The sequence below is a fragment of the Pseudomonas sp. Q11 genome, assembly GCF_024494355.1.
Taxonomy (GTDB): domain Bacteria; phylum Pseudomonadota; class Gammaproteobacteria; order Pseudomonadales; family Pseudomonadaceae; genus Aquipseudomonas; species Aquipseudomonas hefeiensis.
On the sequence record NZ_JAKNQY010000007.1, the window covers coordinates 185,033 to 205,693 of the forward strand.

The 20,661-nt window shown below is 59.2% G+C and carries 29 protein-coding genes; 17 read left to right on the forward strand and 12 right to left on the reverse strand.

Annotation, left to right across the window (positions count from 1 at the left end):
- Positions 1-149: 149 nt before the first annotated feature.
- On the reverse strand, positions 150-1,076 hold the full coding sequence (tal, locus tag MA884_RS10415; protein ID WP_256230418.1) for a transaldolase: 927 nt from the start codon (positions 1,074-1,076) through the stop codon (positions 150-152).
- Positions 1,077-1,253: 177 nt separating this feature from the next.
- The gene (dusA, locus tag MA884_RS10420) at positions 1,254-2,264 is read right to left on the reverse strand and encodes a tRNA dihydrouridine(20/20a) synthase DusA (RefSeq protein ID WP_256230419.1); all 1,011 of its coding nucleotides are present in this window, start codon (positions 2,262-2,264) and stop codon (positions 1,254-1,256) included.
- Between the two features lie 102 nt (positions 2,265-2,366).
- Here dusA and MA884_RS10425 point away from each other — a divergent pair, with 102 nt between their 5' ends.
- Complete coding sequence (locus MA884_RS10425; RefSeq protein WP_256230487.1) at positions 2,367-3,491, forward strand: site-specific integrase; 1,125 nt, start codon at positions 2,367-2,369, stop codon at positions 3,489-3,491.
- A gap of 1 nt (position 3,492) precedes the next feature.
- Here MA884_RS10425 and MA884_RS10430 read toward each other — a convergent pair whose 3' ends face one another.
- The 7 genes from MA884_RS10430 to MA884_RS10460 all read right to left on the reverse strand — a co-directional run bounded on the left by MA884_RS10430 (position 3,493) and on the right by MA884_RS10460 (position 8,621).
- Positions 3,493-3,768 carry a pyocin activator PrtN family protein gene (locus tag MA884_RS10430; RefSeq protein ID WP_256230420.1) on the reverse strand — a complete coding sequence of 92 codons (276 nt, stop codon included), beginning with the start codon at positions 3,766-3,768 and terminating at the stop codon, positions 3,493-3,495.
- A 359-nt stretch (positions 3,769-4,127) separates the two neighbouring features.
- On the reverse strand, positions 4,128-4,421 hold the full coding sequence (locus tag MA884_RS10435; RefSeq protein WP_256230421.1) for a hypothetical protein: 294 nt from the start codon (positions 4,419-4,421) through the stop codon (positions 4,128-4,130).
- A 16-nt stretch (positions 4,422-4,437) separates the two neighbouring features.
- Complete coding sequence (locus MA884_RS10440; RefSeq protein WP_256230422.1) at positions 4,438-7,233, reverse strand: toprim domain-containing protein; 2,796 nt, start codon at positions 7,231-7,233, stop codon at positions 4,438-4,440.
- Between the two features lie 2 nt (positions 7,234-7,235).
- On the reverse strand, positions 7,236-7,469 hold the full coding sequence (locus tag MA884_RS10445; RefSeq protein WP_256230423.1) for a hypothetical protein: 234 nt from the start codon (positions 7,467-7,469) through the stop codon (positions 7,236-7,238).
- 74 nt (positions 7,470-7,543) lie between these two features.
- Positions 7,544-7,909 (reverse strand): hypothetical protein, encoded by a 366-nt coding sequence (locus MA884_RS10450; RefSeq protein WP_256230424.1) that lies wholly within the window; start codon positions 7,907-7,909, stop codon positions 7,544-7,546.
- Entirely contained in the window at positions 7,906-8,379 is a 474-nt protein-coding gene (locus MA884_RS10455) for a YmfL family putative regulatory protein (RefSeq protein ID WP_256230425.1), read from the reverse strand. The genes MA884_RS10450 and MA884_RS10455 overlap by 4 nt, the downstream gene beginning before the upstream one ends.
- Positions 8,380-8,408: 29 nt before the next feature.
- Complete coding sequence (locus MA884_RS10460) at positions 8,409-8,621, reverse strand: hypothetical protein (RefSeq protein WP_064392755.1); 213 nt, start codon at positions 8,619-8,621, stop codon at positions 8,409-8,411.
- Positions 8,622-8,705: 84 nt separating this feature from the next.
- Here MA884_RS10460 and MA884_RS10465 point away from each other — a divergent pair, with 84 nt between their 5' ends.
- Positions 8,706-9,056, forward strand: coding sequence for a helix-turn-helix domain-containing protein (locus MA884_RS10465; RefSeq protein ID WP_256230427.1), 351 nt, complete (start codon positions 8,706-8,708; stop codon positions 9,054-9,056).
- A gap of 101 nt (positions 9,057-9,157) precedes the next feature.
- The gene (locus MA884_RS10470) at positions 9,158-9,343 is read left to right on the forward strand and encodes a hypothetical protein (protein WP_256230428.1); all 186 of its coding nucleotides are present in this window, start codon (positions 9,158-9,160) and stop codon (positions 9,341-9,343) included.
- A gap of 55 nt (positions 9,344-9,398) precedes the next feature.
- Here MA884_RS10470 and MA884_RS10475 read toward each other — a convergent pair whose 3' ends face one another.
- The 3 genes from MA884_RS10475 to MA884_RS10485 form a co-directional block, all read right to left on the reverse strand.
- Complete coding sequence (locus MA884_RS10475; protein ID WP_018929263.1) at positions 9,399-9,656, reverse strand: ogr/Delta-like zinc finger family protein; 258 nt, start codon at positions 9,654-9,656, stop codon at positions 9,399-9,401.
- A 75-nt stretch (positions 9,657-9,731) separates the two neighbouring features.
- Positions 9,732-10,601: a phage portal protein gene (locus MA884_RS10480; RefSeq protein ID WP_256230488.1), complete on the reverse strand. Its 870-nt coding sequence runs from the start codon at positions 10,599-10,601 to the stop codon at positions 9,732-9,734.
- Positions 10,513-12,555, reverse strand: a complete 2,043-nt coding sequence (locus MA884_RS10485) for a terminase large subunit domain-containing protein (protein WP_256230430.1) — start codon at positions 12,553-12,555, stop codon at positions 10,513-10,515. The genes MA884_RS10480 and MA884_RS10485 overlap by 89 nt, the downstream gene beginning before the upstream one ends.
- A 162-nt stretch (positions 12,556-12,717) precedes the next feature.
- On the opposite strand from MA884_RS10485, the gene MA884_RS10490 reads away from it, so the two are divergent.
- The 14 genes from MA884_RS10490 to MA884_RS10555 all read left to right on the forward strand — a co-directional run bounded on the left by MA884_RS10490 (position 12,718) and on the right by MA884_RS10555 (position 20,657).
- Entirely contained in the window at positions 12,718-13,644 is a 927-nt protein-coding gene (locus MA884_RS10490) for a GPO family capsid scaffolding protein (protein WP_256230431.1), read from the forward strand.
- Position 13,645: 1 nt separating this feature from the next.
- Positions 13,646-14,662 carry a phage major capsid protein, P2 family gene (locus tag MA884_RS10495; RefSeq protein ID WP_256230432.1) on the forward strand — a complete coding sequence of 339 codons (1,017 nt, stop codon included), beginning with the start codon at positions 13,646-13,648 and terminating at the stop codon, positions 14,660-14,662.
- Complete coding sequence (gene gpM / locus MA884_RS10500; protein WP_256230433.1) at positions 14,659-15,381, forward strand: phage terminase small subunit; 723 nt, start codon at positions 14,659-14,661, stop codon at positions 15,379-15,381. Before MA884_RS10495 ends, gpM begins: the two co-directional genes overlap by 4 nt.
- Positions 15,382-15,477: 96 nt before the next feature.
- Positions 15,478-15,948, forward strand: coding sequence for a head completion/stabilization protein (locus MA884_RS10505; RefSeq protein WP_256230434.1), 471 nt, complete (start codon positions 15,478-15,480; stop codon positions 15,946-15,948).
- Positions 15,945-16,397: a phage tail protein gene (locus MA884_RS10510; protein WP_256230435.1), complete on the forward strand. Its 453-nt coding sequence runs from the start codon at positions 15,945-15,947 to the stop codon at positions 16,395-16,397. The genes MA884_RS10505 and MA884_RS10510 overlap by 4 nt, the downstream gene beginning before the upstream one ends.
- Positions 16,384-17,067 (forward strand): phage virion morphogenesis protein, encoded by a 684-nt coding sequence (locus MA884_RS10515; RefSeq protein ID WP_045154842.1) that lies wholly within the window; start codon positions 16,384-16,386, stop codon positions 17,065-17,067. Before MA884_RS10510 ends, MA884_RS10515 begins: the two co-directional genes overlap by 14 nt.
- 11 nt (positions 17,068-17,078) lie before the next feature.
- Entirely contained in the window at positions 17,079-18,194 is a 1,116-nt protein-coding gene (locus MA884_RS10520) for a DUF2586 domain-containing protein (protein ID WP_256230436.1), read from the forward strand.
- Positions 18,195-18,200: 6 nt separating this feature from the next.
- Complete coding sequence (locus MA884_RS10525) at positions 18,201-18,653, forward strand: phage protein (RefSeq protein ID WP_039013042.1); 453 nt, start codon at positions 18,201-18,203, stop codon at positions 18,651-18,653.
- Entirely contained in the window at positions 18,653-18,865 is a 213-nt protein-coding gene (locus MA884_RS10530) for a TraR/DksA family transcriptional regulator (RefSeq protein WP_256230437.1), read from the forward strand. The genes MA884_RS10525 and MA884_RS10530 overlap by 1 nt, the downstream gene beginning before the upstream one ends.
- Positions 18,862-19,158 (forward strand): hypothetical protein, encoded by a 297-nt coding sequence (locus MA884_RS10535; protein ID WP_256230438.1) that lies wholly within the window; start codon positions 18,862-18,864, stop codon positions 19,156-19,158. Before MA884_RS10530 ends, MA884_RS10535 begins: the two co-directional genes overlap by 4 nt.
- Positions 19,155-19,682, forward strand: a complete 528-nt coding sequence (locus MA884_RS10540; protein WP_256230439.1) for a lysozyme — start codon at positions 19,155-19,157, stop codon at positions 19,680-19,682. Before MA884_RS10535 ends, MA884_RS10540 begins: the two co-directional genes overlap by 4 nt.
- Positions 19,679-20,194, forward strand: a complete 516-nt coding sequence (locus MA884_RS10545) for a lysis system i-spanin subunit Rz (RefSeq protein ID WP_256230440.1) — start codon at positions 19,679-19,681, stop codon at positions 20,192-20,194. Before MA884_RS10540 ends, MA884_RS10545 begins: the two co-directional genes overlap by 4 nt.
- Before the next feature lie 8 nt (positions 20,195-20,202).
- On the forward strand, positions 20,203-20,493 hold the full coding sequence (locus MA884_RS10550) for a putative phage tail assembly chaperone (RefSeq protein ID WP_123596360.1): 291 nt from the start codon (positions 20,203-20,205) through the stop codon (positions 20,491-20,493).
- Positions 20,494-20,516: 23 nt separating this feature from the next.
- The gene (locus tag MA884_RS10555; RefSeq protein WP_256230441.1) at positions 20,517-20,657 is read left to right on the forward strand and encodes a hypothetical protein; all 141 of its coding nucleotides are present in this window, start codon (positions 20,517-20,519) and stop codon (positions 20,655-20,657) included.
- The last annotated feature ends 4 nt before the right edge of the window (positions 20,658-20,661 follow it).

Sequence of the window (20,661 nt, forward strand, 5' to 3'; positions counted from 1 at the left end):
TTGCATCAAACCCAATCTCCGAATCGCCCAAAATCCCCCTGTGGGAGCGAGCCTGCTCGCGATTACGTCCGGCCAGCCGCCACTTTCCCAAGCCTATAAAAAAGGGCGAACCCAGTAAGGTTCGCCCTTTTTCTTACTTTGGAATCACCTCAAAGCTTGGCTTGCAGCAACGCCTCCAGCTTCTCCTGGTCCCGCGCGAACTGACGAATGCCTTCAGCCAGTTTCTCGGTCGCCATGGCGTCCTCGTTGGACAACCAGCGGAACTGCGCTTCATTGAGACTCAAGCGCGCTTCGCCGGCTTGGCCGGGCGCCAGTTTACGTTCCAGCTTGCCCTCGTCGGCGGCCAGCTTCTCCAGCAGATCCGGGCTGACCGTCAAACGGTCGCAGCCGGCCAATTGCTCAATCTGGTTGAGGTTGCGGAAGCTTGCGCCCATGACCACGGTTTTGTAGTCGTTGGCTTTGTAGTAGTTGTAGATACGCGTCACCGACTGCACGCCCGGATCATCGGCACCGGTGTAGTCGTTGCCATTGGCCTTCTTGTACCAGTCGTAGATACGGCCGACGAAGGGCGAAATCAGGAAGACGCCGGCATCGGCACAGGCCGCAGCCTGGGCGAAAGAGAACAGCAGCGTCAGGTTGCACTGGATGCCTTCACGCTCCAACTGCTCGGCGGCGCGAATACCTTCCCAGGTGGACGCGATCTTGATCAGCACGCGATCACGGCCAATCCCGGCCTTTTCGTACAGGTCGATCAGGCGATGCGCACGTTTCAACATGGCTTCGGTATCGAATGACAGGCGCGCATCCACTTCGGTGGAAATACGCCCCGGAATCACCTTCAGAATCTCTTGCCCAACCGCCACGGCAAAACGGTCGCTGGCCAGGCCCACATCGCCCTTGCAGTCCGCCACGCAGGCGTTCAGCAGCTCGGCGTAACCGTGAATGGCCGAGGCCTTGAGCAGCAGGGAAGGGTTGGTGGTGGCATCTACGGGTTTAACCCGGGCGATGGCTTCGAAGTCGCCGGTATCGGCCACTACGGTAGTGAACTGTTTGAGTTGTTCCAGCTTGGAAGTCATGAGCGTGCTCTGTCCTATGGGTCTGTTGACATTACCCGAGGGCCGGCAGCCACTCAAGGGCGTGAAGAGGGAACGATGGCCCCAGCGGCAACAACCTGAAAACGGCTGTTTGAAAGGCCGGGGCGGTATCGGTAGATACGATGACAAAACAGCGTGCAGGTTCAAAGCAAGTGACGGTTAACGCCCTTCGAGCAACTGCCCCGCCTGATCCAGCAGCGCCAACGGATCCTTGGCCTTGTGAATATCCACCGACAACAACTGCCGAAACCGCCGCGCCCCCGGAAAACCAGTGCCGAGACCCAGCACGTGTCGAGTGATGTGATGCATCGCCCCGCCTGCGGCCAAGTGATTAGCGATATAAGGCCGCAACTGCGCCAGCGCCTCGGCCCGGGTGATGACTGGAGCGGTGCTGCCAAACAGTTGTTGATCGACCTCGGCCAACAGGTACGGATTGTGATACGCCTCGCGCCCCAACATCACACCGTCGAATGTCTGTAAATGCTCATGACAGGCTTCCAGCGTCTTGATCCCGCCGTTGAGCACGATCTCGAGCTCCGGAAAGTCCGCCTTCAACCGCGCCGCCACGTCATAACGCAGTGGCGGGATGTCGCGATTTTCCTTCGGCGACAACCCCTCCAGAATTGCAATCCGCGCATGTACGGTAAAGCTCGCACACCCGGCCTCGCGCACCGTCCCGACAAACTCACACAACTGCTCGTAACTGTCCCGCCCATTGATCCCGATCCGGTGCTTGACCGTCACCGGAATCGACACCGCATCACGCATCGCCTTCACACAATCGGCCACCAACTCAGGATGCCCCATCAGGCAGGCGCCGATCATGTTGTTCTGCACTCGATCGCTCGGGCAGCCGACGTTGAGGTTGACCTCGTCGTAGCCGTGTTCCTGGGCCATGCGGGCGCAGGCGGCCAGATCGGCTGGGACACTGCCGCCCAACTGAAGCGCCAGGGGATGTTCGGTTTCGTGGTGACGCAGGAAGCGTTCGTGATCGCCGTTGAGCAAGGCGCCGGTGGTGACCATTTCGGTGTAGAGCAGGGCGTGCTTGGAGAGGATGCGTAGGAAGAAGCGACAGTGGGCGTCGGTCCAATCCATCATGGGTGCAACGGAGAACCTTCTAGACAGCGTAGAGCCGGTGTTTGTTGGGTATGTGGCTGATTTATGTACCATTTTGCTCTACGTGTTCTAGGCCGATTTCAGGGGGTAAATAGGCGTTTTATGAAGTCGGTTGGTACAATGTACCAATCACTTTTTCAATTGTACCAGTTGACTATGGCCACGATCAGAGCACGGAAACGCACCGACGGCAGCACCAGTTACACGGCACAGATACGCCTGTTTCGCGATGGGGCGCAAGTTTACCAAGAGAGTCAGACCTTCGCCCGAAAACAGGCCGCACAGGCTTGGGTGCGTAAAAGAGAAACCGAACTGGACGAACCAGGTGCGATCGAGCGGGCGAACCGACCTGGCGCGACGATCAAGGAAATGATCGATCGCTACTTAACCGAAATGACCAAGGCGCGCCCTCTCGGGAAAACGAAGCTCGGCACGTTGAAGGCGATCAGCGAGTCCTACCTGGGAAAGTTGAACGACAGAGATATAAGCAGTCAGCACCTGGTCGAGTATGCGTTATGGCGCATGGGCAAGCAGGGTGGGGGCGTTCAGCCTCAGACCGCCGGCAACGATCTCGCACACTTGGGCGCGGTTCTCTCGATCGCTCGCCCGGCTTGGGGTTATGAGGTGGATCCGCATGCAATGGTGGACGCCCGCCGAGTATTAAAAAAGCTCGGTTACAACATGAAAAGCCGCGAGCGTGATCGCCGGCCAACCCTGGACGAACTCGACAAACTGCTTACGCACTTCCGTAGTATCCAAGCCCGTCGTCCAACGTCTATCAACATGCTTAAGCTGACTGGCTTCGCGTTGTTTTCTACGCGTAGGCAAGAAGAGATTACTCGGATCCTGTGGGATGACTTGGACGAAGCTGGCCAGCGGGTGCTAGTTCGTGACATGAAGAATCCAGGCCAGAAGATCGGCAACGACGTCTGGTGTCATTTGCCGCCAGAAGCATGGGCGATACTTCAGACCATGCCTAAAGTGTTGCCTGAGATTTTTCCTTACAGCGCTGAGTCGGTGTCGACGTCCTGGACAAGGGCCTGCAAAATCCTGGGCATCGAAGATCTGCACTTTCACGATCTGCGCCACGAAGGCGTCAGTCGTCTTTTTGAAATGGATTGGGATATTCCGCGAGTAGCGAGCGTGTCGGGACATCGAGACTGGAACTCAATGCGCCGTTATACCCACTTGCGCGGGCGGGGGGATGTTTATGCAACTTGGGAGTGGTTCGAGTGCATCCTGCAGGCGCCCGTAAAGCTGGGCGCCAAAACGTTAAAGTGAATTACCTGCTACGCGGCGCGCTATTCAGTTGGTTACTTTCCTTGACTGCTGCAGCGCGCTGTTCGTCCAGGTAAGCCGACAGATCTGCAATATGAACACCTTTCGCACTTTTCTGGCTCGGCTCCATGCGAGTAATCGGCAGCTTTATCTGCCCGGCACCCACTTTGCGTTGAAACATATCCGTTGTCAGGTGCGTGAAATAGTCCTGGCACACTCGATCCAGCGGAATTACCACTTGGCCATTGTATTGAGCCATCAGTACAAACAACGTTTTCATAGTGTGATTCCTTCGAGTGAGTGAGGCCGATCAATTGGGATTAGATTGGCTGTTGAGTTGCCAGCCAATAGTTGAGCAACAACAGCGAACTCTGCCGCGTCGATGTCGCCCAACTCCTTGGCGAAAGTGGTAAGGCATTCAAGACGGATCCGCGCTACCTCGGTTTTCCGTACCCGATAATCGAACAGTGCTGTACCTACGATTCTGATAGCCATCAGATGCCGAGCGTGGGGGTCACTATTGTTGAGTGTGTTAGCCTTTGAATCACTGCCGCTTTGGTGCTGTACTTCCATGGTGTTGCCCTCGGTGGTGGTTGATGTCGGGGAGGTGCAACTCCTCGACATCGCTTCTTTTTTCCGTCAGTCCTGGCGGGCCAGGTGAATGATCAGGTCGGCGTACTTCGGATCTTCCTCAGTGCAGGACTGCCATTCGAGTACGCTCAATATCTGCTGTGGGCTGCACGCGTCCGCCAGGATTTCGCGTTGGCCACCTGCGGCACGAACCTCAAGAATCTGCAGCAGTCCGTCCTCCCCATAAGCACCGGCCTGAATGACCGGCTGGCTTTCGCCGATCCCTTCCAGCCGGTTCTGAATCTCCTGCAGCTTGCTTGTTTTGCCGTCGCCGGCATTGCCCATAAAGACTTGGATTTGCATCGGTGTAGCCTCCTTTTCACGCTTTGAAGATCCAACACTTGACTGTGGTAGGGCGACCCGGTGCCAAGGGTGTCCTGCTGTTCATGGCTGCGCGGACTGCGCTATGTACGGCCTTGTTTGCTTCCAGAAACTTGTGCGAACGGGACTCTTTCAGTAGGTCACGCAGGGTGGCCACGTCCGCCAGTTTCTGTTTGTGTTCGGCGGCTCGTTCGCTGAACTCGTTGAGGTTTATCGCGATGACGCTTGGATCGCTGCTGTGATCGACCAAGGGGTCATCGTTGAGCGATTCGAGGTAGTCGTAGACTTCCCAGAATTCGGCAACGGCTGGGTGGTCGGAGCTGATCGAGGCCTGGCGCTCGATCGCCATGCGTACGATCTGGCGCTGGGTTGCTGCAACTTGTGGTTCATCCAGTTTCAGGATGAGGCGCAGTGCATCGAGCAGCGAAAGCAGTTGCGCGTGGTTCTTGCTGATCCGCTCTACACGGATGTATCCGCGCAGGTCGGAGCCGCAACCGCGACAGTTGCCTTGTTCGCTGGGGTACTCGGTGCCGCAGTCGAAGCAGTGGGTGTGCAGCCGGCGCAGCTTGGCTTCGTGTTCGGGCATGCGCTGAGCGAAAAGCTCGAGGATGGCCGACTCTTTACTGACGGCCCGAATCAGGAAGTGGCTGAGTGTGCCGCCGTCCAGGGCGTTCAGCTTGTCGGCCGCAGCGCGGCTTTGCGGCGTCACTGTCGGCCGGACGAAGTGCAGCTTCACGATTCGCGTCATGATCGCTTCATGGGCTACCACCGCCGCGTTTTGGCTAATGGCGATGGTGCCGCGAAACGGTGGCTCGTAGGTTTCGTTGCCGGCAGTCTTCACCCCTTTGGTGGCCAGTGTGCCGCCGCCGTAGAAGTCTTTGAGCTCGTCCCATTCGAACGTCTTGGCGTGCGAGCGATCATCGCCATGACGGTCAGCTTCCAGAAACACAACGGGCATTCCGGAGACTTGCCCCATCAATCGCGAACGACCGGCTTTCGTTGATTTCATTGGATCGAAGCCTTCGTAACCCTCGCGGCCGAGCAGTTTCCACAGCAGGTTGAGCAGGGTGGTTTTGCCGGCGCCTGCCTCGCCAGTGACTTCCAGAAACGGGAATGATTGATAGCGTGCCCGGATCTGCTCGCAGAACAGCGAACCGAAGAAGAACACCAGTGCGACCAGGCCTTGAGCGCCGAAGCATGTCCACAGCAGCTGCAGCCACTGCTCGTTGAAGTCCTTCCCGTCACGCTGCAATTTGATCGGAACGCCTTTCTGCAGCGATTTCAGCCGCAATTTCCCGAACTCAAAATAGTCTTCGCTGTTGATCTTGTAGGTCGTGCCATCCTTGATGGCGAGATCCCCAAAAACATAACAGCCGTATTCCTTGCTGTAGCCCACGTAGTCAATCGTTGACACGGTTTTGATGCCGAACAGTTGATCCTTCATCAGCTTGTCCAACTGCTGGCCGCTTCCGGTGTACATGGCACCGGCAGCCATCCCGAGCAGGCGTTTTTTGAATTCGCTGGCGGCTGATAGCTGACCGCTGGTGAAGGTGTTCTTCACGCTTTCTGAGTCGTGAGGGAAGTCCACACGCACGTAGTACCAGGATTCGTCGGTGACTTCGTTGCGTTGAAAATACAGAGCCTGCGGGTAGCAGTTGGCAATCTCGACGACGCTCCCGGACTGCTGAAGGGCTTTCTCGCGCTGTTGCGACTGGTTGAGCAACTGATCGTCGTGGCTCTCGCTGTCCTCGATGTCCTGCATCGCCCGGTTGAATTTCTCCATGTCCAACTTGAACCAGTAGAGGCGGTTACCGAAACCGAGGTGGAATTCCCCGCGCTTATTCCAGTCGTACATGAGCAACGCTTTCTCGGCCGCGCTCTCGGCCAGCAGCAGGGCGCCCTGGTGGCGTGCCTGTTTCAGGTCAGCGGCAATCTGATCAGCTCGCTCGGTTTCGTCATCGATGAAGCCCCAGCGTTGATGCAGGTCGTTCCAGTCGGTCTTTCGGCCGTCACGGAGCGGAATCTGTGCAGCCTCACAGACGAACCCCAGCGCTCGCGCCTGCTTTGCCCAGCGTTTGGTGTAGGCGTGTGCACCTGGTTCGTTGTCCAGAGCCCACACCAGCTTCGGTACCTTTCCTTCGCGGTTTCGAGCAAGCGCCCGCAATGATTCCTCCGGGAACGCGTTCGAAGACATGGCCGACACTGCTACGATGTCGTTGTGCACTAAGGCGATCGCATCGAAGATACCTTCCACAATCCAGATTTCTTTGGCTTCCAGCAGATCCACGCATGGCGGGCACCACCAGACGCCGCGGTAGCTGTCCTTCGATTTGAAACGCGCTTTCATCTTTCCAAAGCGGTGTGGGCGGTCGATCAACCTTTCCCACCAGCCGCCTTTCTCCAGGGCAAAGCGAATGGTGGCGCTGCCGGCGTTGTGTTCGGCCGAGTAATAGCTTTCCTGGGTGAACCATCCCTGGATCAGCTCTAAGCGAAAACCTCGGGCAAATTCCAGATAGGCGCGGGCGGTCGCGTTGGGGTGTTGATCAGTAGCTGGCGCACGTTTGCTCCAGTCTTCAAACAGGTCGTCGTATAGCTCCTTCACATGCATCGTGTGGGCGCATTTTTCAGGTCTGCCGCAGATCACTAACCACGGAGCATCAAAACGGGTGTACAGCGTATTCTGCCGGCACTTCGGGCAAGTCCCTCCACGCATGTAGTCTGTGTTTGTCCTGTGCTTGAGGCCGTAATCGAATTTCAAGCGTTCGATCACGTCGCTACGCAGTTGCTCTTTCATGGTTACTTCACTTTCTTAAGGCAGAGGGAGAGGGCGCCGATCAGGTGCTTCTGGGCGGCCATCACAGGGCAGTTAGCGAGGATCGATCCGTGACGCAGGCCTTCGGGGATAAAGCGATATTGGTCTGCGTACCAAAGGTCATTGAGGCTGAGACGGTACTGTTCACGCAGGTTGGCCAAGAGCGCTTCGGCCTGCGCTGGCAGCAGTTTTGCGTTGATGTTCAGGGCGTTTTCCATCGTCAAACCTCAATTTCGGGCGCAGCTCACCCAAACCCACGGCTATGGGGGATCGGGAATTCGTTGGTTGGGTGTTAAGGAGTGGTGACGCGGAAACGCCCGTTGTCCGGCGCGTTCAGAATGCGTTCATAGATCAGGCTGACGGGGACGGCCCAAACCTCACCGGTGCCTGTGTCGGTGATAACGGTATGTGTCGGCGTGCTGGTCATTACGTCGAGGCGCTGCCGATCGCTTGCGGCAGATAAATCGCTGTAGGCCAGGTGAACCATTTTTTCAGCTGTCGGAGTCAGTACGTCGAAGTCGGACACCAAATGTTGAACGGCGCGTTTGACCAATTGCTGATCGTCGCTCAAATGTTCGCACTGGTGCCGTTCGAGGAACAGCGACGCCGCGGCTTTGAGCATGTCCTGATATTCCTGTGCTGCAGTTCGATTGTTCATTGGGCTTTCCCCGCACGGTATAGAGCGATGGCTGCAAGCACTTCGGCGTGTCGTGCAGCAACATGGAGGTTGTGGGCGTCCAGGATCAGCTCGGCTTCTTCTTCGCTGATCGAACCGTCTTCAAGCGCCTTGGCGATCGCCTGGTCAACACAACCGCGCTTTGCTGCTACCTGCACCGACCGAGCGTAAAGCTCGACGTTGTCCAAGGTTTCAGGATCAGCAACCGGCACAAACAGCCCGCCATACATCGACGCGACATAGTTGGGGAAATGGTGTGTGCCGCAATCTTGCTCCAGCATGAAAACTTGCGCGTCACTGAGAGGACTACAGCCGGCGTTTTCGTAGGCATGGTTGTCGAACTTTTTAAGCTTCAGTCCCAAGCGTGCAGCAGCGGCTTCACGTCCTCCGGTATAGCTGCGAATGATCTCGCTCATGACTTCTTTGCGGGTGTCTAGGATCGGGCTTTTCATCTTCTACTTTTCCCTGTTGAGCGCCGCTATTACTGTTCAATCACACCGTCTTTGATGCCGAGTAACACTGCGGCTCGGTGTGCCTCCCCACGGCGACACTGGCTTTGGCCACTCAGCACCGCGTATACGGTGCTGGGACTCAATTCATGTAGAAGTGCAAAGTCTTTCGCGGATTGCCCGCGCTTCTCTAAAGCTTTCCGCGCTTTCTGGCGGGCTTGCTCGCTGATACTCATCTTCGGCATAGTGCAAATCCATGCAATTTCATGTGGTGTGAAATGCAGAATGGTGCATCTTGATGCATTTGTAAATATTTGGGATGAATAATTTTGCATCTTTCTGAAGAAATTGGTTCTCGCCTGCAGGAAGAACGGAAGCGCTGCGGCATGACCCAAGCTGAGATTGCCGACGCAATTGGCGTTGTGAAACGAACTCAAGCGAATTACGAGGCAGGGACAAGTGATGCTCCAGCTCCCTACTTGAGCAAGGTTGCCTCGCAGTTCGGCTTTGACGTTCCTTACATCCTTACCGGCGTTCGTACAAACCTCGCTGAAAGTGCGTTGAGTGAAATCGAAGACTGTTTGATTAAGCAGTTCCGCAGCATTTCTGAAGAAGATCAAAAAGCGATTCGCCGTTTCCTTGAAGCCATGGCTGACGACGCGGCCCGCCATCGGTCGTAACTTGCAACAAAGCTCATGACTCATTAGTCGCGCTTCCTTTCCAATGCGGTTTGCCGGCCCGATAACGTCGATTCAGCAATGCACGTTATGGAGTAGTAAGCATGTTGGATCGCAAGATGAACGATCACACCGCGTTCGAGAAAACCGAGTTCGATACGTCCGGGCTCACTAACATCGAGCGTCGTTTGATCGATCTCTATCGACGGTTGAGCCAGGTGGAACAGCAGCAAGTCCGCCGAGTCGCCGAGATACTGGTCGTCAACCCAAAGGAGCCAGTAGGAGGCTGAACCTCATTCCTTGAGTGATCCCGATCGCCAACGCGTCTGCGTTGGCGGTTTGTTGCTACGCCACGGCCTGCGATCCCAACTGTTCGAACAGTTCCCGTTGTTTTGCCCTGGGCATGTCTCGCAGGCGATCGATCAGCATCCGTTCGAACGACTGCGACGACGGGCTCAACGTGTGCGAGAAAGTGAGGTTTGCCACCCATGTGTGCCCGCATTTTGCGTCCAGGCACTGGCAGTACAGCTTCACAAAATCCATCGTCACTTCCTCCCGCGAAGCGATCCGGCCTTTGTGTCCGCATTTGCATACAACTCTCATTATGTCCCTCCCCAGGGGCAGCTGATCGCCGCCATATTGCCACAATGTATAGTGGCATTCTCTCTGATAGGTTCTTCATGTAGTGGTATTCACTGCTTCTTGTTCTTTTCGCCAGCTGAATCGTCTGTCTTTCCGCAGCGTCTCATTCAACTGGTTGAACAGCTGGCAGATCGGCCGGATTTCGTTGCTGGTGTACACCCGATCGATCTTCTCGATGTCGCCAAAGCCGCCGGTGTTTTCCGGAATGATGCCGGCCAACGCAGGGTTCATCCGCCAGGCGGCGATGACGTCGTTGCGGGTGATGTTCTTCACTTTCTCCAGCTCGTCTTTGGCCTGGAAATCACCCACGGGGATGATCTGGATCGCGTTTTCCTTGCCGTTGGGGATGTTCACAAACATCGAGCGGAAGTTACCTACGCCCTTGCTGGCACTGATCTGTGCGCGCAGCTCGTCCTCGTCTTCTTCGGTCAGGTCGGGGTCGTTGGTGTAGAAGATATAGCCGGCGTGCGCGCCGTTGCTGTAGTAACGGCGACGGAACAGGGTCGCGGCTTCGTTGAGCAGTAGCGCCTGCAGACCGCCTAGATAGTCCGGAACCCCGTAGATGTTCTGTTCCACGTCGTAGTCCAGAACGTGGGCGATCTCGTCCTGGTCGAACTCCATTTCCTTGTTGTCGGGTAGCAACATCACGAACCCACCACCGACCTTTACCCGCATGTTGATCGCCGGCAGGTGTTCGAGCGTCAGGGTCTGGCCGAAGGCATTTCGGTGTTTGTAGCAATACGATTCGCCGAACACCATGTAGTCCAGCCCTGCGCGGCCCATGGTCTGAGTGCTGCAGCCGGGGGAGGGGACGAACTCACGCAGCAGCAGGTTGCGCTTGAACTTCGGAATGGCGCCGTGGTGTGCGTTGGCGCGCAACAACTTGGCCAGCCCAACCCGCGACACCGGCGGCTTGTAGATCTTGCCATCGTCGCTGGGAAACACCCCCACGTACTCGCCGATGTTGCCGGACAGCACCTGCTCGGGCTCCCCGAACGTGAAGGTGCGCATGGGCTGCTGCGGTTGTCGAACGGCTGGTGTTTTTTTGCGTTTGTGGTTGGCCATGGCTGCTGTGGGTACTCGTGACGTAGCGGCTGCGGCGCCGCTTGTTGGTGTTCAAAGGTTCGTTGGCCAGGGCATGCATCACCGCCCAGGCGATGTCGGCGTGACCGGTGGCCTCAGTGCGCGAAGCGCTGTAGGTGATCTGGCCGCTGTTGGTGGATCCGCGCTTGATGGTCAGGAAGGCCTGGGCGATGTCGGTCCAGCCGGCGTCCCACTCGATACGGCTGCCTTGGATCGTGTCCTGGGCCTTGAGCACCAGGGCGTTTTTCGCCTCAAGGCTGTAGTGAATCGGCGTCGCCTTCGCGTAGAAGTCGCGCACCAGGTCGAACACGCCGTAACCCACACCGGTGACGTCGATGCCGATGTGCTGGACGTTGAAGCGCTCGGTCAGCTTCTTGACCTGGGCGGCCTGGTAGGTGAACGAGTGGCCCCGCCAGCTGTGCTTCTCCAAAATCCGGAATTTCGCCCCGGGTTCGAGCGGCGGGGCGATGACCACGCAGGTGGCGTCGTCGCGGGTGCGGCTCGGGTCGTAGCCTAGCCAGACTGGGCTGTTGCCGAATGGCTGATCCAGGTTCGGGTTGTAGTCCTCCCACAACGACAGATCCGAGTAGCAGCGCTCCAAATCCTTGAGGCTGAACGCGCTTTGGGTGCTGTCGATGAACTTGCAGTAGAACAGCTGCTGGAACTTGTCCTCGTCGTACTCCAGCTGCAGCTGCTCCAGGTCGAACAGATCGCAACCGCCGGCGATCGCATCGTCCAGGGTGATGGTCTTGCGCCACTGGCCGTCTGGGCACAGCGCGCCCTGCGTGTAGGCGGATTCGCTGGGCCACACGCCGCCGGCCTTCTTGCCGCGCTTGCTGTTGCGGAATTCTTCGCCTGACCAGAACGGGTACGCCTGGTGCGACACCGCGCTGGGCGTCGAGAAATAGGTTTTACGCCATTTCTTGTGCGTGCCCATGGCGCTGGCCACGGTGCTCAATTTCTCGAAGTCGCGGATCCAGAAGTATTCGTCCACGTAGACGTGACCGTGGTAGCCCTGGGCGGTGCTGCTGTTGGTGCTGAGGAAGCGCAGTTCGGCGCCATTGCTGAGGGTGATGGGGTTACCGGTCAGTTCGATGCCGAACCACTGCTGAGCGAACTGGATGATGTAGCTGCGGAAAATCTCCGACTGTGATCGGCTGGCGGACAGGAACACCTGGTTATCGCCGCTCAACACGGCATCCATGAACGCTTCGCCGGCGAAGTAGTAGGTCAGACCGACCTGCCGGCTTTTGAGGACGTTGCGGATCCGGCGCGTTAGCGGGTTCTGTTTCGCCTCGAACAGCTCTTTCTGGTAGTCGTACATCTTCGAGATGAACTTATCCAGGAAGTCCACTTCGGTCAGGCCGCTGATGTCGTTCTTGGCCTTCTTTTCGCGCTTCTTGCCGCCACCATCGCCCCGATCGCGGCGCTGGCCTGAGGGACGTTCCCGGCGCACGTCCGGGCTGTCGGACGAGGCTGCCGGCGTAGGCTTGGCCGACTGCTTAATCAGGCGTTCACGAAGGGTAGTCAGGCGCTCCAGTTCGTCGAGTTCGCTCTTTGACAGCGTGTCGACTTTCTCCAGGATCAGAGTGATCCGCCGGCTGATGGCGGTCAGCGGTTCCTCGTCCGTCAGCATCTCGTCCCAGCATCCTTGGCGGATCCAGTAGTAGACGATTCGGATGTTGGGCAGCTTCAAATGCGCCTGTATTTCCTTTACCGAACAGCGGCGCAGGTAAAGGCGTTTGGCGGCTTCTTTGACTTCGGTCGGATAGTTCATGGGCCGCAGTCTATGCGGCGAAAACGCTGGAAACGCGGGGTTAAATTCCGTGATCCGCCTATATCGTGGATATAGGAGAAACACGAATTTGAACCGTTTGTTTGGGGGCAAACGGCTCCCTATCGTGGCGGCTCATTCAACGATTGAGCGCAGTCATCCACCATGCCCCGTTCCCTTGTCTCCTACTGGAAACGTGTTGCCACCAGCGGCCCGACCGTCGATGGCCGCGAGATCCTTCCTCAGGAACTGCGCGACATCGCGGAAACGTACAACCCGGCGTTGTACACCGCCGTTATCTGGTGCGAACACGACCGCTGGTTCGGTTCTTTCGGGACGGTGTTCGCTGTCCGTCTGGTTGAAGAAGACGTGAGTCTGGAGCCTGGCCAAGTCGCCCTTGAAGCGCAGCTGAAGCCCAACGACAAGCTGCTGCGCCTGAACGATGCCGGGGAAAAGATCTTCACCAGCATTGAGATTCGCCCGAATTTCCGTGGCCGTGGCAAAGCCTACATGACCGGCATTGCGGTCACTGACGAGCCTGCCAGCGTGGGTACTCAGGAACTCTATTTTTCCAGTCGGACCAGCCGCGACGCCTACTTTGCGTCCTCCGTCGAGCTGGGCTCCTTCCGTGAAAACGAACCCAAGGGCGAGCTGGGCAAGCTCACCACGCTGCTCACTGGCTTGTTCAAGCGTTTCAGCGCTGAAGACAACCCCACCGAAACTACTCCGCAAACCCCAACCGAGAGCAAACCCCCAATGGATGAAGCTACCGCAACGGCTTTGAAAGCCCTGCTGGCGCAGCTGCTGGTCGTCGCTGCCGGCATTCAGGCCGTGATCGAGCCTGCAGCCGAAGAAGCACCAGAACCCGAACAAGCCCCGATCGATGACGTAAGTGCTGCGGTGGACGAGATCGTTGCCACTGCAGAAGAAGAGCGCGAATTCGCACGCAAGGGTGGCGCCTCGAACAAGGCGGTGCTGGCTGCACTGTCGGATCTTTCGAAGCGGTTCTCTGTACTGGAGAACACCACTACGGGCCGTCCGTTGCCGCGCACTACCGGCGCGACCGACAAAACCAAACCGCGAGTGCTCTGACATGGCCAATCTGAGCGCCTACGGCGCGAAAATGTATGCGCAGCTGCAGCTCGACATTGCCGAAACCTATGGCGTTGAGTTGGCCAGCAAGCAGTTCAGCGTAGATCCGACGATCGCCCAGGAACTGAATGACGCGATTACCGCCAAGTCGGATTTCCTGCAGCGCATCAACGTCATTCCGGTGACCGAGATCAAAGGTCAAAAGGTGTTTATCGGTGTTTCAGGCCCAGTCACTGGCCGCACCAACACCAAAACCACCGACCGCGAAGCCAAAGACGTCTCGGCGTTGGATCAGACCACCTACGAACTGTCCTCGACCGAATCCGACGTGGGCCTGCCGTACGCGAAAATCGACGCCTGGGCCAAGTTTCCGGACTTCCATCAGCGCTATTCCGCTGCGGTGCAGAAGCAGATCGCCCTGGATCGCATCATGGTCGGTTTCCATGGTACCCACGCTGCCGTGCAAACCGATATCGACGCTTTCCCGATGTTGCAGGACGTGAACAAGGGTTGGCTGCAGCAGGCGCGTGAACAGATCCCGGCCCAGGTGCTGAAGGAAGGCAAGACCGCCGGCAAGGTACTGCTGGGCGTGGGTGGCGACTACGCCAACCTTGATGCCCTGGTACATGACACCAAGCAGATGGTGGACGAGCGTCTGCGTGATGGCGGCGACCTGATCGCCATTATCGGCACTGACCTGCTGGCAGCCGATAAGGCGAAGCTGTACGCCAAGCAAGGCGACGTGCCGACCGAAAAAGAGCGCATCGAAGAAGCCCAGGTGATCGCCACCTACGGCGGTCTGCCGAGCTTCAGCGTGCCGTTCTTCCCGGTCAACGCCGTGGTAGTCACTAGCTGGGACAACCTGTCGATCTACTTCCAGGATTCGAGCTGGCGCAAGCAAACCGTGGAGAACTCCAAGCGCTCCCGCGTCGAGGATTACAACAGCCGCAATGAGGGCTACGTGATCGAGCAGCTGGAGAAGTTCGCGATGACCGAGAACGTGGAGCTGGTGAAGTGAGCCTGGCCCTTGCGCACAAGCGCCGCATCCAGGCCTTGGGTGGCGCCGCCTTAGCCGCTGCTGCAGCGGCACCGGTGACGTACTCCCCGGCGGAAGCGCTGAGCAGCCCGGCCAATGCCCGCAAACATCTGCTGCTGATGGAAGCGTCCCTGGATCAGGATCTGGAGCGCCTGAGCGCGCTCAAGAACCTGGCCAGCAAACAGTCGCTCAAGCGTGAGGAACTGCTGCCCAAGTACCAGGACTTCATCCAGCGCTACATGGAATCGGGCCTGGTGATGCCGAACCGAGTTCTGGTGCAGGTGATGATCTGGCTGTTCGACACTGAGCAGTTCGAGGACGGACTGGAGTTGGCGGATTTCGCGATCGAGCAGGGGCAGGAAATGCCGGAGCGCTTCAAGCGTCGCGATGTGCAGACGTTCGTCGCGGACGCTGTGATCGAGTGGGCCTACTCCGAATACAACGCCCAGCGCAGCCCCGAGCCTTACCTGTCCGACCTGTTGCCGCGTGTTGACAGTGAATGGGACCTGACGGAGCAGATCCCCAGCAAGTACCACAAGTTGATCGGTATGCGCGCTATGGAGGCCGAGCAATGGGAAACCGCGCTCAAGCACCTGGAGCGCTCCACTGAGCTGTATTCGAAGGCCGGCAACGAGACACGCATCCAGAAATGCCGCAAGGCACTGGCCAAACAAATGACCGCCTCCCAAGGCGCCGAATAACCGACTACCCCCCCAGCGGGGAACTGTGGACGTGTGTCTGCCATTTATGGCCAGCCCCACGAAAAACAGTCTCCCCGCCCTATTTGAGCGGTCAGCATGAGCTTTTCCGGGAAACCCACCACCTTTGTGGAACAGACGATTGAGAACGACGGCTTCTGGCCGGACCTCTCCGTGTCCGAGTTCCAAAAGGGCTATCGCCTGCCGGCGGAATTCCTGGGCGATCTGCTGACCGATGCACTGGCTATCGCCATGGTCGAGGTCAACAAGGATCTGGCCGCCGCAAAAGCCGCGCTGCAAAGCAGTGGCATATCCAACCTGATCTCCGTTGCAGACGTGGAGACTCCCGCAGCTTGGGGCTTTGCGCACAAGGTGATGCTCTACAAGCGCGCCGTGTACTGCCGCGCCAAGGCCAGCGCCCTGCAGCAGTTCGCGACCGTGACCCGCCGCGAAAGCGCCGAGAACACCGGCAAGGAAGCACCGGAGCGTGAGGACACCTTTCTGGCGTTCAGCCAGTCGGCCGTGCGTGCCTTGCAAGGCCGTGGCCGCATCACGGCGGCGCTGCTATGACCAAGCTGCAAAGCCTGACAGCCCACCTACTCGAACGCCGTCTGGTTGAGCCGGAACAGCTCGACAGCTGGACGGAGCAGGTCACGCTTAACCTGGTCTGGAAACCCGACCTGGACGGCATGCACCTGGGCGATATGCGCTACCGCGCCGCGATCATCCTGGAGCGCTTCGCCGACCATCCGGCGCGGCTGATGGCCCTGGTCGGCAGTTGGTTGGAATACCACGACCCGGACCGTGATCGGCACGAACTGCCGGCGCCGCTGTTCGCCGTCGAGCCCTTGGACAATGACCTGTTCGACGTGGAACTCACCCTGGAATTCGTCGAACCGCAATACCTGGCCGAAGACCCGGCCGGCGAGATCCAGGCCTTCGGCAAGACCTGGGCATTCGTTCCTTTTGATCTGTGGATCGCTGAGCGCGGCGAGGTGGCCACCGATGGCCGGGCGTAGCACGTTCGAACTCGACGTACGCGGCCAACTGGGCGTGCGCGAGCAGTTGGCGCTGCTGAGCCTGCCGCCGAAACTGCGCCGCCGGTTGCTCAATCAGGTGACCAAGCGCGTGCGGACGATGAGCCGCAAGCGTGTGCGCGATCAGCAGAACCTGGACGGCTCACCCTTCGCCCCGCGTAAGGGCGACGGCAAGGGCAAAAAGAAGATGGAAGCCGGTCTGGCCAAGCTGATGGTGGTCACCCGGTTGAGCGCCGACGAGGCGGAACTGGGCTGGAAAAACGCCCTGACCCGTTGGGTCGCGACTCAACAGCACAACGGCGTCAGTGAGCGCCGCACCGCCGCGCAGATGCGCCGCTGGAACAAGACCGCCCCGGGCTTGGCTGCCACCGACAAGCAGGCCAAGCGCTTGCGCCGGCTGGGCTTTCGTGTGCGTCAGGCTGGCAAGAAAACGCTGTCCCGGCCGTCTGTGGCATGGATCCAGGAGCATGTGAACTACGCCCAGGCCGGGCTGCTGATTCGCATCCTGGACGACGAACGCAACGAGTCCAGCGGCGCCCAGAGCTGGGAAATCACCCTGCCGAAACGCCAGTTCATCGGCGCCAATACCCAACGCGACACCAGCCTGCTGATTAACCAGGTGTTGCAACAAATCCTAACTTCACCCCGCTAACGAGGCATTGCATGGCACTCGGTCAAGTCACCGTCGACAATCTCAATCTGGGCCAGGGTGCCGTAACAGAGATTGAGCGCTACTTCCTTTTCATCGGCCCGGCCGGCAAGAACGTCGGCCAGTTCATCCCCCTGAACACCGACAGCGACCTGGACACGGCCCTGGGCATTCCGGCAAGCGACCTGAAAACCCAAATCAACGCCGCCCGCCTCAACGGTGGCCAGCGCTGGGCCTGTGTGGCGGCCCCGATCGGCGCCGAAGGCAACTGGTCCGATGCCCTGGAGAAAGCCCAGCAGCAAGGTATCTCGGTGGAAGCGGTGATCATCACCAAACCCGTCACCGCCTCGGTCGAGTTCACGGCCATGCACGATGCCGCTGTTGCCTTGAACAACACCTACGGGCGCCGCGTGTTTGTGATGACCGCCACTGCCGGCATCACCGCCGAGCAGACCTGGGCGCAATACGTCGCGGAGCAGAAAGCCCTGGTGGCCAACGTGGCGGCGCCGCGAGTCCTGGTTGTACCGCAACTGCATGGCAATGACCTCGGCGTTCTGGCCGGACGCCTGGCCAACGCTGCCGTGAGCGTTGCCGACAGCCCGATGCGCGTGGCCACCGGCCCGGTGTTGGGGCTCGGCCCGGTGCCGATCGACGGCGATAAGGTGCCGCTGCCCTCGGCCGTGCGCAGTGAACTGGACCGCGCCCGGTACTCCGTTTCGCAGACCTACCCGGATTACCAGGGCGTGTACTGGGGCGACGGCAACATGCTCGACACCCCTGCTAGTGACTTCCAGGTCGTGGAATACCTGCGCATCACCGACAAGGCCGCTCGCCTGATCCGGCCACTGCTGATTCGCCGAGTAGCCGATCGCCGGTTGAACAGCACGCCCAACAGCATGGCGGTCAACACCAACCAGCTGATGGCCCCTCTGCGCGCTATGGCCAAGTCCACCACATTCAACGGCGAAGTGTTCCCCGGCGACATTGAGCCGCCGAAGGACGGCGACCTGGTGCTGAGCTGGCTGAGCAAAACCAAGGTGGCGGCCTACATCAAGCTCAAACCCCTCAATTGCCCGAAAGACCTCACGGCGAACATCGCCCTGGATCTTTCCACCGACAAAACGGAGTAACGCGCCATGGCAAAGATTGGCGGCAAGAACTTCGACGTGAGCCTGGGCGACCTGTCGCTGCACGTTGAGAACTGCACCCTGGATATCACCGACAACTCGGCCGTGGCACAAACCCGGGGCGTGCCCGATGGCACCGTGGACGGCGACGTGGCCGCCGCCGGCGAGTTCGAACTGGATACCACCAACTTCAATCTGCTGATCGACGCGGCGCGATCGGCGGGCAGTTTCCGCGCCCTGAAGCCCTTTGACGCGGTGTTCTTCGCCAAGGCCGGCGAGGACGAAGAACTGCGCGTGGAGGCGTTCGGCTGCAAGGTGAAGATTTCCAGCCTGTTGGCGATCGATCCGAAGGGCGGCGAGAAGGCCAAGCATAAGGTGCCGTTCGACGTAACCAGTCCGGACTTTATTCACATCAACGGCGTTCCGTACCTCGACGCTGCAGAGATCGAGGGGCTGCGCTGATGGTGGATTGGTTCGACCGCGCCCAGGAACTGGAGCAGCGTCAACGTGACCAGGCGATTCAAGCCCAGCTGCGCCAGCCCCGACCGGCCGGGCCAAGCCTGACCCACTGCCAGGACTGCGACAACGAAATCCCGGTGGCACGCCAGGCCCTGGGCGGAATGACCCGCTGCGTCACCTGCCAGAGCGGCCACGAAAAGAGAAAGCGCACATGACCACTGAAGCCGTTCGCCTCGGATCGATGGAACAGAAAATGGCCGTGATCGAACACCGATTGAGTGAGCTGGAAGACCGCCACGAAACCGTACCGACGCGCGTCACCAAGCTGGAACAAGGCTTTGAACACATGGCCGGACAGCTCTCTGAACTCAACGCTGGCCAGCAGACGCTGACGGTCGCGGTGAATGACATTGCTTCGAAGGTCGGCCGTTTGCTCACCATCCTGACGTTGGTCGGCGCTGCGCTGCAAATGGTCGTGCCGGCAGTGTTGCGGGTGTGGTTTCCATGAGCCTGCGCGGAAAGATCCAGGCCGGCGCCCTGGCGCTGGCCAGCGCCCCATTGGTGATCTTCCTGGGCACCTGGGAAGGCAACGGCCAGAACACTGTCTATGCGGACAAGCTGGCCGGTGGGCTGCCCACCGTCTGCAAGGGCATCACTCGCCATACCAGCCCCTTTCCGGTGGTGGTCGGTGACTACTGGTCGCCCGATCGGTGCGCTGAGGTGGAGCAATTGGTGATCAGCAAGGGGCAACTGCAGTTGGCTGACTGCATCACCAACCAGGAGGTGGGCCAGAACACCTTCGATGCGTTGAGCAGTCACTCACATAACTTCGGCACGCCCAGCACCTGCGCCAGTCGGGCGGTGGGGCTGATCAACACCGGCCGCATCGCCGAAGGGTGCCGGGCGCTGGCCTGGGCGCCGGACGGGAGAACCCCCGTCTGGTCGTTTGTCAGCGACGCCCAGGGCCGCAAGCGGTTCATTCAAGGCCTGCACAACCGCCGCCTGGCCGAGATGGAGCTGTGCCTGAAATGAGCCTTTCTCCGTTGCGCCTGGCGCCGTTCGTTCTGTTGGTCGGCCTGGTGGCCTGGCTGGCCTTTGATTGGGTCCTGGAACAGCGCGACGACGCCCGGCGCGAGCTGGACAGCGCGCAATGGGAAGTGGCCGGCTTGCGTGAAGCGGCCCGCGTCACCGGCGAAATGCTCGCCGAGCGGGACGCGATCGACCAACGAAACACCACGGAACTGACCCATGCACTTACTGAAAACGAACGCCTGCGCCGTGCTGTTGACACTAGCGGTCAGCGGTTGCGCGTCAACGCCACCTGTCCCGCCTCAGGATCTGTGCCCACCGCCGCCGGCACCACCGGCCTGGCTGATGCAGGAGGCGCCGAACTCGCTGCAGACGCTCGACCGGATTATTTCACCCTCCGAGATCAGCTTGCCCTCAGCCGGCAAATGATTCTCGGTCTGCAGCAATACGCCCTTGGTGTGTGCCGGCGATCGCCGGTGTACCAGGGAAACTCTTTACCCAACCTTCAAAAGTGAGCGACCCCATGAGCCAACAAAACACCGAAATCACCCTGGAAATCGGCGACCAGGAATTCACTTTCAACCTGACCCCGGCTGATGTGACCAAGTACTTCAACGCCCTGACCCAAACCAACAAAGTCGCCCCGGGCAACAACCTGTTGATGACCACCGTACTGCAGGAACAAAAGGCCGTCCTGAAACCCTTGCTGGCCAACCCGGTGATGGTGATGCAGCTCGCCGGCGCGCTCCTCGAGGAGTACGCCCCCAACGTTGAGGTGATCGTAAAAAAGCGCTCGAGCACGCTGAGCGCCTAAGCGAAAACGGCCTGGGTCAGCTGATGGCCCTGACGAACCGCTGGCTACCTGGAGCCGAACCCACGCCCGAGGTGATGGGAACGGCCAAGTGGCTGGAGGACGAACACTGGAGACGCATGGAATTTGCCGTGGCTAACGGCATTGCCCTTGCGCTGAACGGGTAACGAC

Coding starts and splice junctions, on each gene's coding strand:
- tal (WP_256230418.1), bottom strand. CDS start 1,076: ATGACTTCCAAGCTGGAACAACTCAAACAGTTCACTACCGTAGTGGCC.
- dusA (WP_256230419.1), bottom strand. CDS start 2,264: ATGGTACATAAATCAGCCACATACCCAACAAACACCGGCTCTACGCTG.
- MA884_RS10425 (WP_256230487.1), top strand. CDS start 2,367: ATGGCCACGATCAGAGCACGGAAACGCACCGACGGCAGCACCAGTTAC.
- MA884_RS10430 (WP_256230420.1), bottom strand. CDS start 3,768: ATGAAAACGTTGTTTGTACTGATGGCTCAATACAATGGCCAAGTGGTA.
- MA884_RS10435 (WP_256230421.1), bottom strand. CDS start 4,421: ATGCAAATCCAAGTCTTTATGGGCAATGCCGGCGACGGCAAAACAAGC.
- MA884_RS10440 (WP_256230422.1), bottom strand. CDS start 7,233: ATGAAAGAGCAACTGCGTAGCGACGTGATCGAACGCTTGAAATTCGAT.
- MA884_RS10445 (WP_256230423.1), bottom strand. CDS start 7,469: ATGGAAAACGCCCTGAACATCAACGCAAAACTGCTGCCAGCGCAGGCC.
- MA884_RS10450 (WP_256230424.1), bottom strand. CDS start 7,909: ATGAACAATCGAACTGCAGCACAGGAATATCAGGACATGCTCAAAGCC.
- MA884_RS10455 (WP_256230425.1), bottom strand. CDS start 8,379: ATGAAAAGCCCGATCCTAGACACCCGCAAAGAAGTCATGAGCGAGATC.
- MA884_RS10460 (WP_064392755.1), bottom strand. CDS start 8,621: ATGCCGAAGATGAGTATCAGCGAGCAAGCCCGCCAGAAAGCGCGGAAA.
- MA884_RS10470 (WP_256230428.1), top strand. CDS start 9,158: ATGTTGGATCGCAAGATGAACGATCACACCGCGTTCGAGAAAACCGAG.
- MA884_RS10475 (WP_018929263.1), bottom strand. CDS start 9,656: ATGAGAGTTGTATGCAAATGCGGACACAAAGGCCGGATCGCTTCGCGG.
- MA884_RS10485 (WP_256230430.1), bottom strand. CDS start 12,555: ATGAACTATCCGACCGAAGTCAAAGAAGCCGCCAAACGCCTTTACCTG.
- MA884_RS10490 (WP_256230431.1), top strand. CDS start 12,718: ATGCCCCGTTCCCTTGTCTCCTACTGGAAACGTGTTGCCACCAGCGGC.
- MA884_RS10495 (WP_256230432.1), top strand. CDS start 13,646: ATGGCCAATCTGAGCGCCTACGGCGCGAAAATGTATGCGCAGCTGCAG.
- MA884_RS10505 (WP_256230434.1), top strand. CDS start 15,478: ATGAGCTTTTCCGGGAAACCCACCACCTTTGTGGAACAGACGATTGAG.
- MA884_RS10510 (WP_256230435.1), top strand. CDS start 15,945: ATGACCAAGCTGCAAAGCCTGACAGCCCACCTACTCGAACGCCGTCTG.
- MA884_RS10515 (WP_045154842.1), top strand. CDS start 16,384: ATGGCCGGGCGTAGCACGTTCGAACTCGACGTACGCGGCCAACTGGGC.
- MA884_RS10520 (WP_256230436.1), top strand. CDS start 17,079: ATGGCACTCGGTCAAGTCACCGTCGACAATCTCAATCTGGGCCAGGGT.
- MA884_RS10525 (WP_039013042.1), top strand. CDS start 18,201: ATGGCAAAGATTGGCGGCAAGAACTTCGACGTGAGCCTGGGCGACCTG.
- MA884_RS10530 (WP_256230437.1), top strand. CDS start 18,653: ATGGTGGATTGGTTCGACCGCGCCCAGGAACTGGAGCAGCGTCAACGT.
- MA884_RS10535 (WP_256230438.1), top strand. CDS start 18,862: ATGACCACTGAAGCCGTTCGCCTCGGATCGATGGAACAGAAAATGGCC.
- MA884_RS10540 (WP_256230439.1), top strand. CDS start 19,155: ATGAGCCTGCGCGGAAAGATCCAGGCCGGCGCCCTGGCGCTGGCCAGC.
- MA884_RS10545 (WP_256230440.1), top strand. CDS start 19,679: ATGAGCCTTTCTCCGTTGCGCCTGGCGCCGTTCGTTCTGTTGGTCGGC.
- MA884_RS10550 (WP_123596360.1), top strand. CDS start 20,203: ATGAGCCAACAAAACACCGAAATCACCCTGGAAATCGGCGACCAGGAA.
- MA884_RS10555 (WP_256230441.1), top strand. CDS start 20,517: ATGGCCCTGACGAACCGCTGGCTACCTGGAGCCGAACCCACGCCCGAG.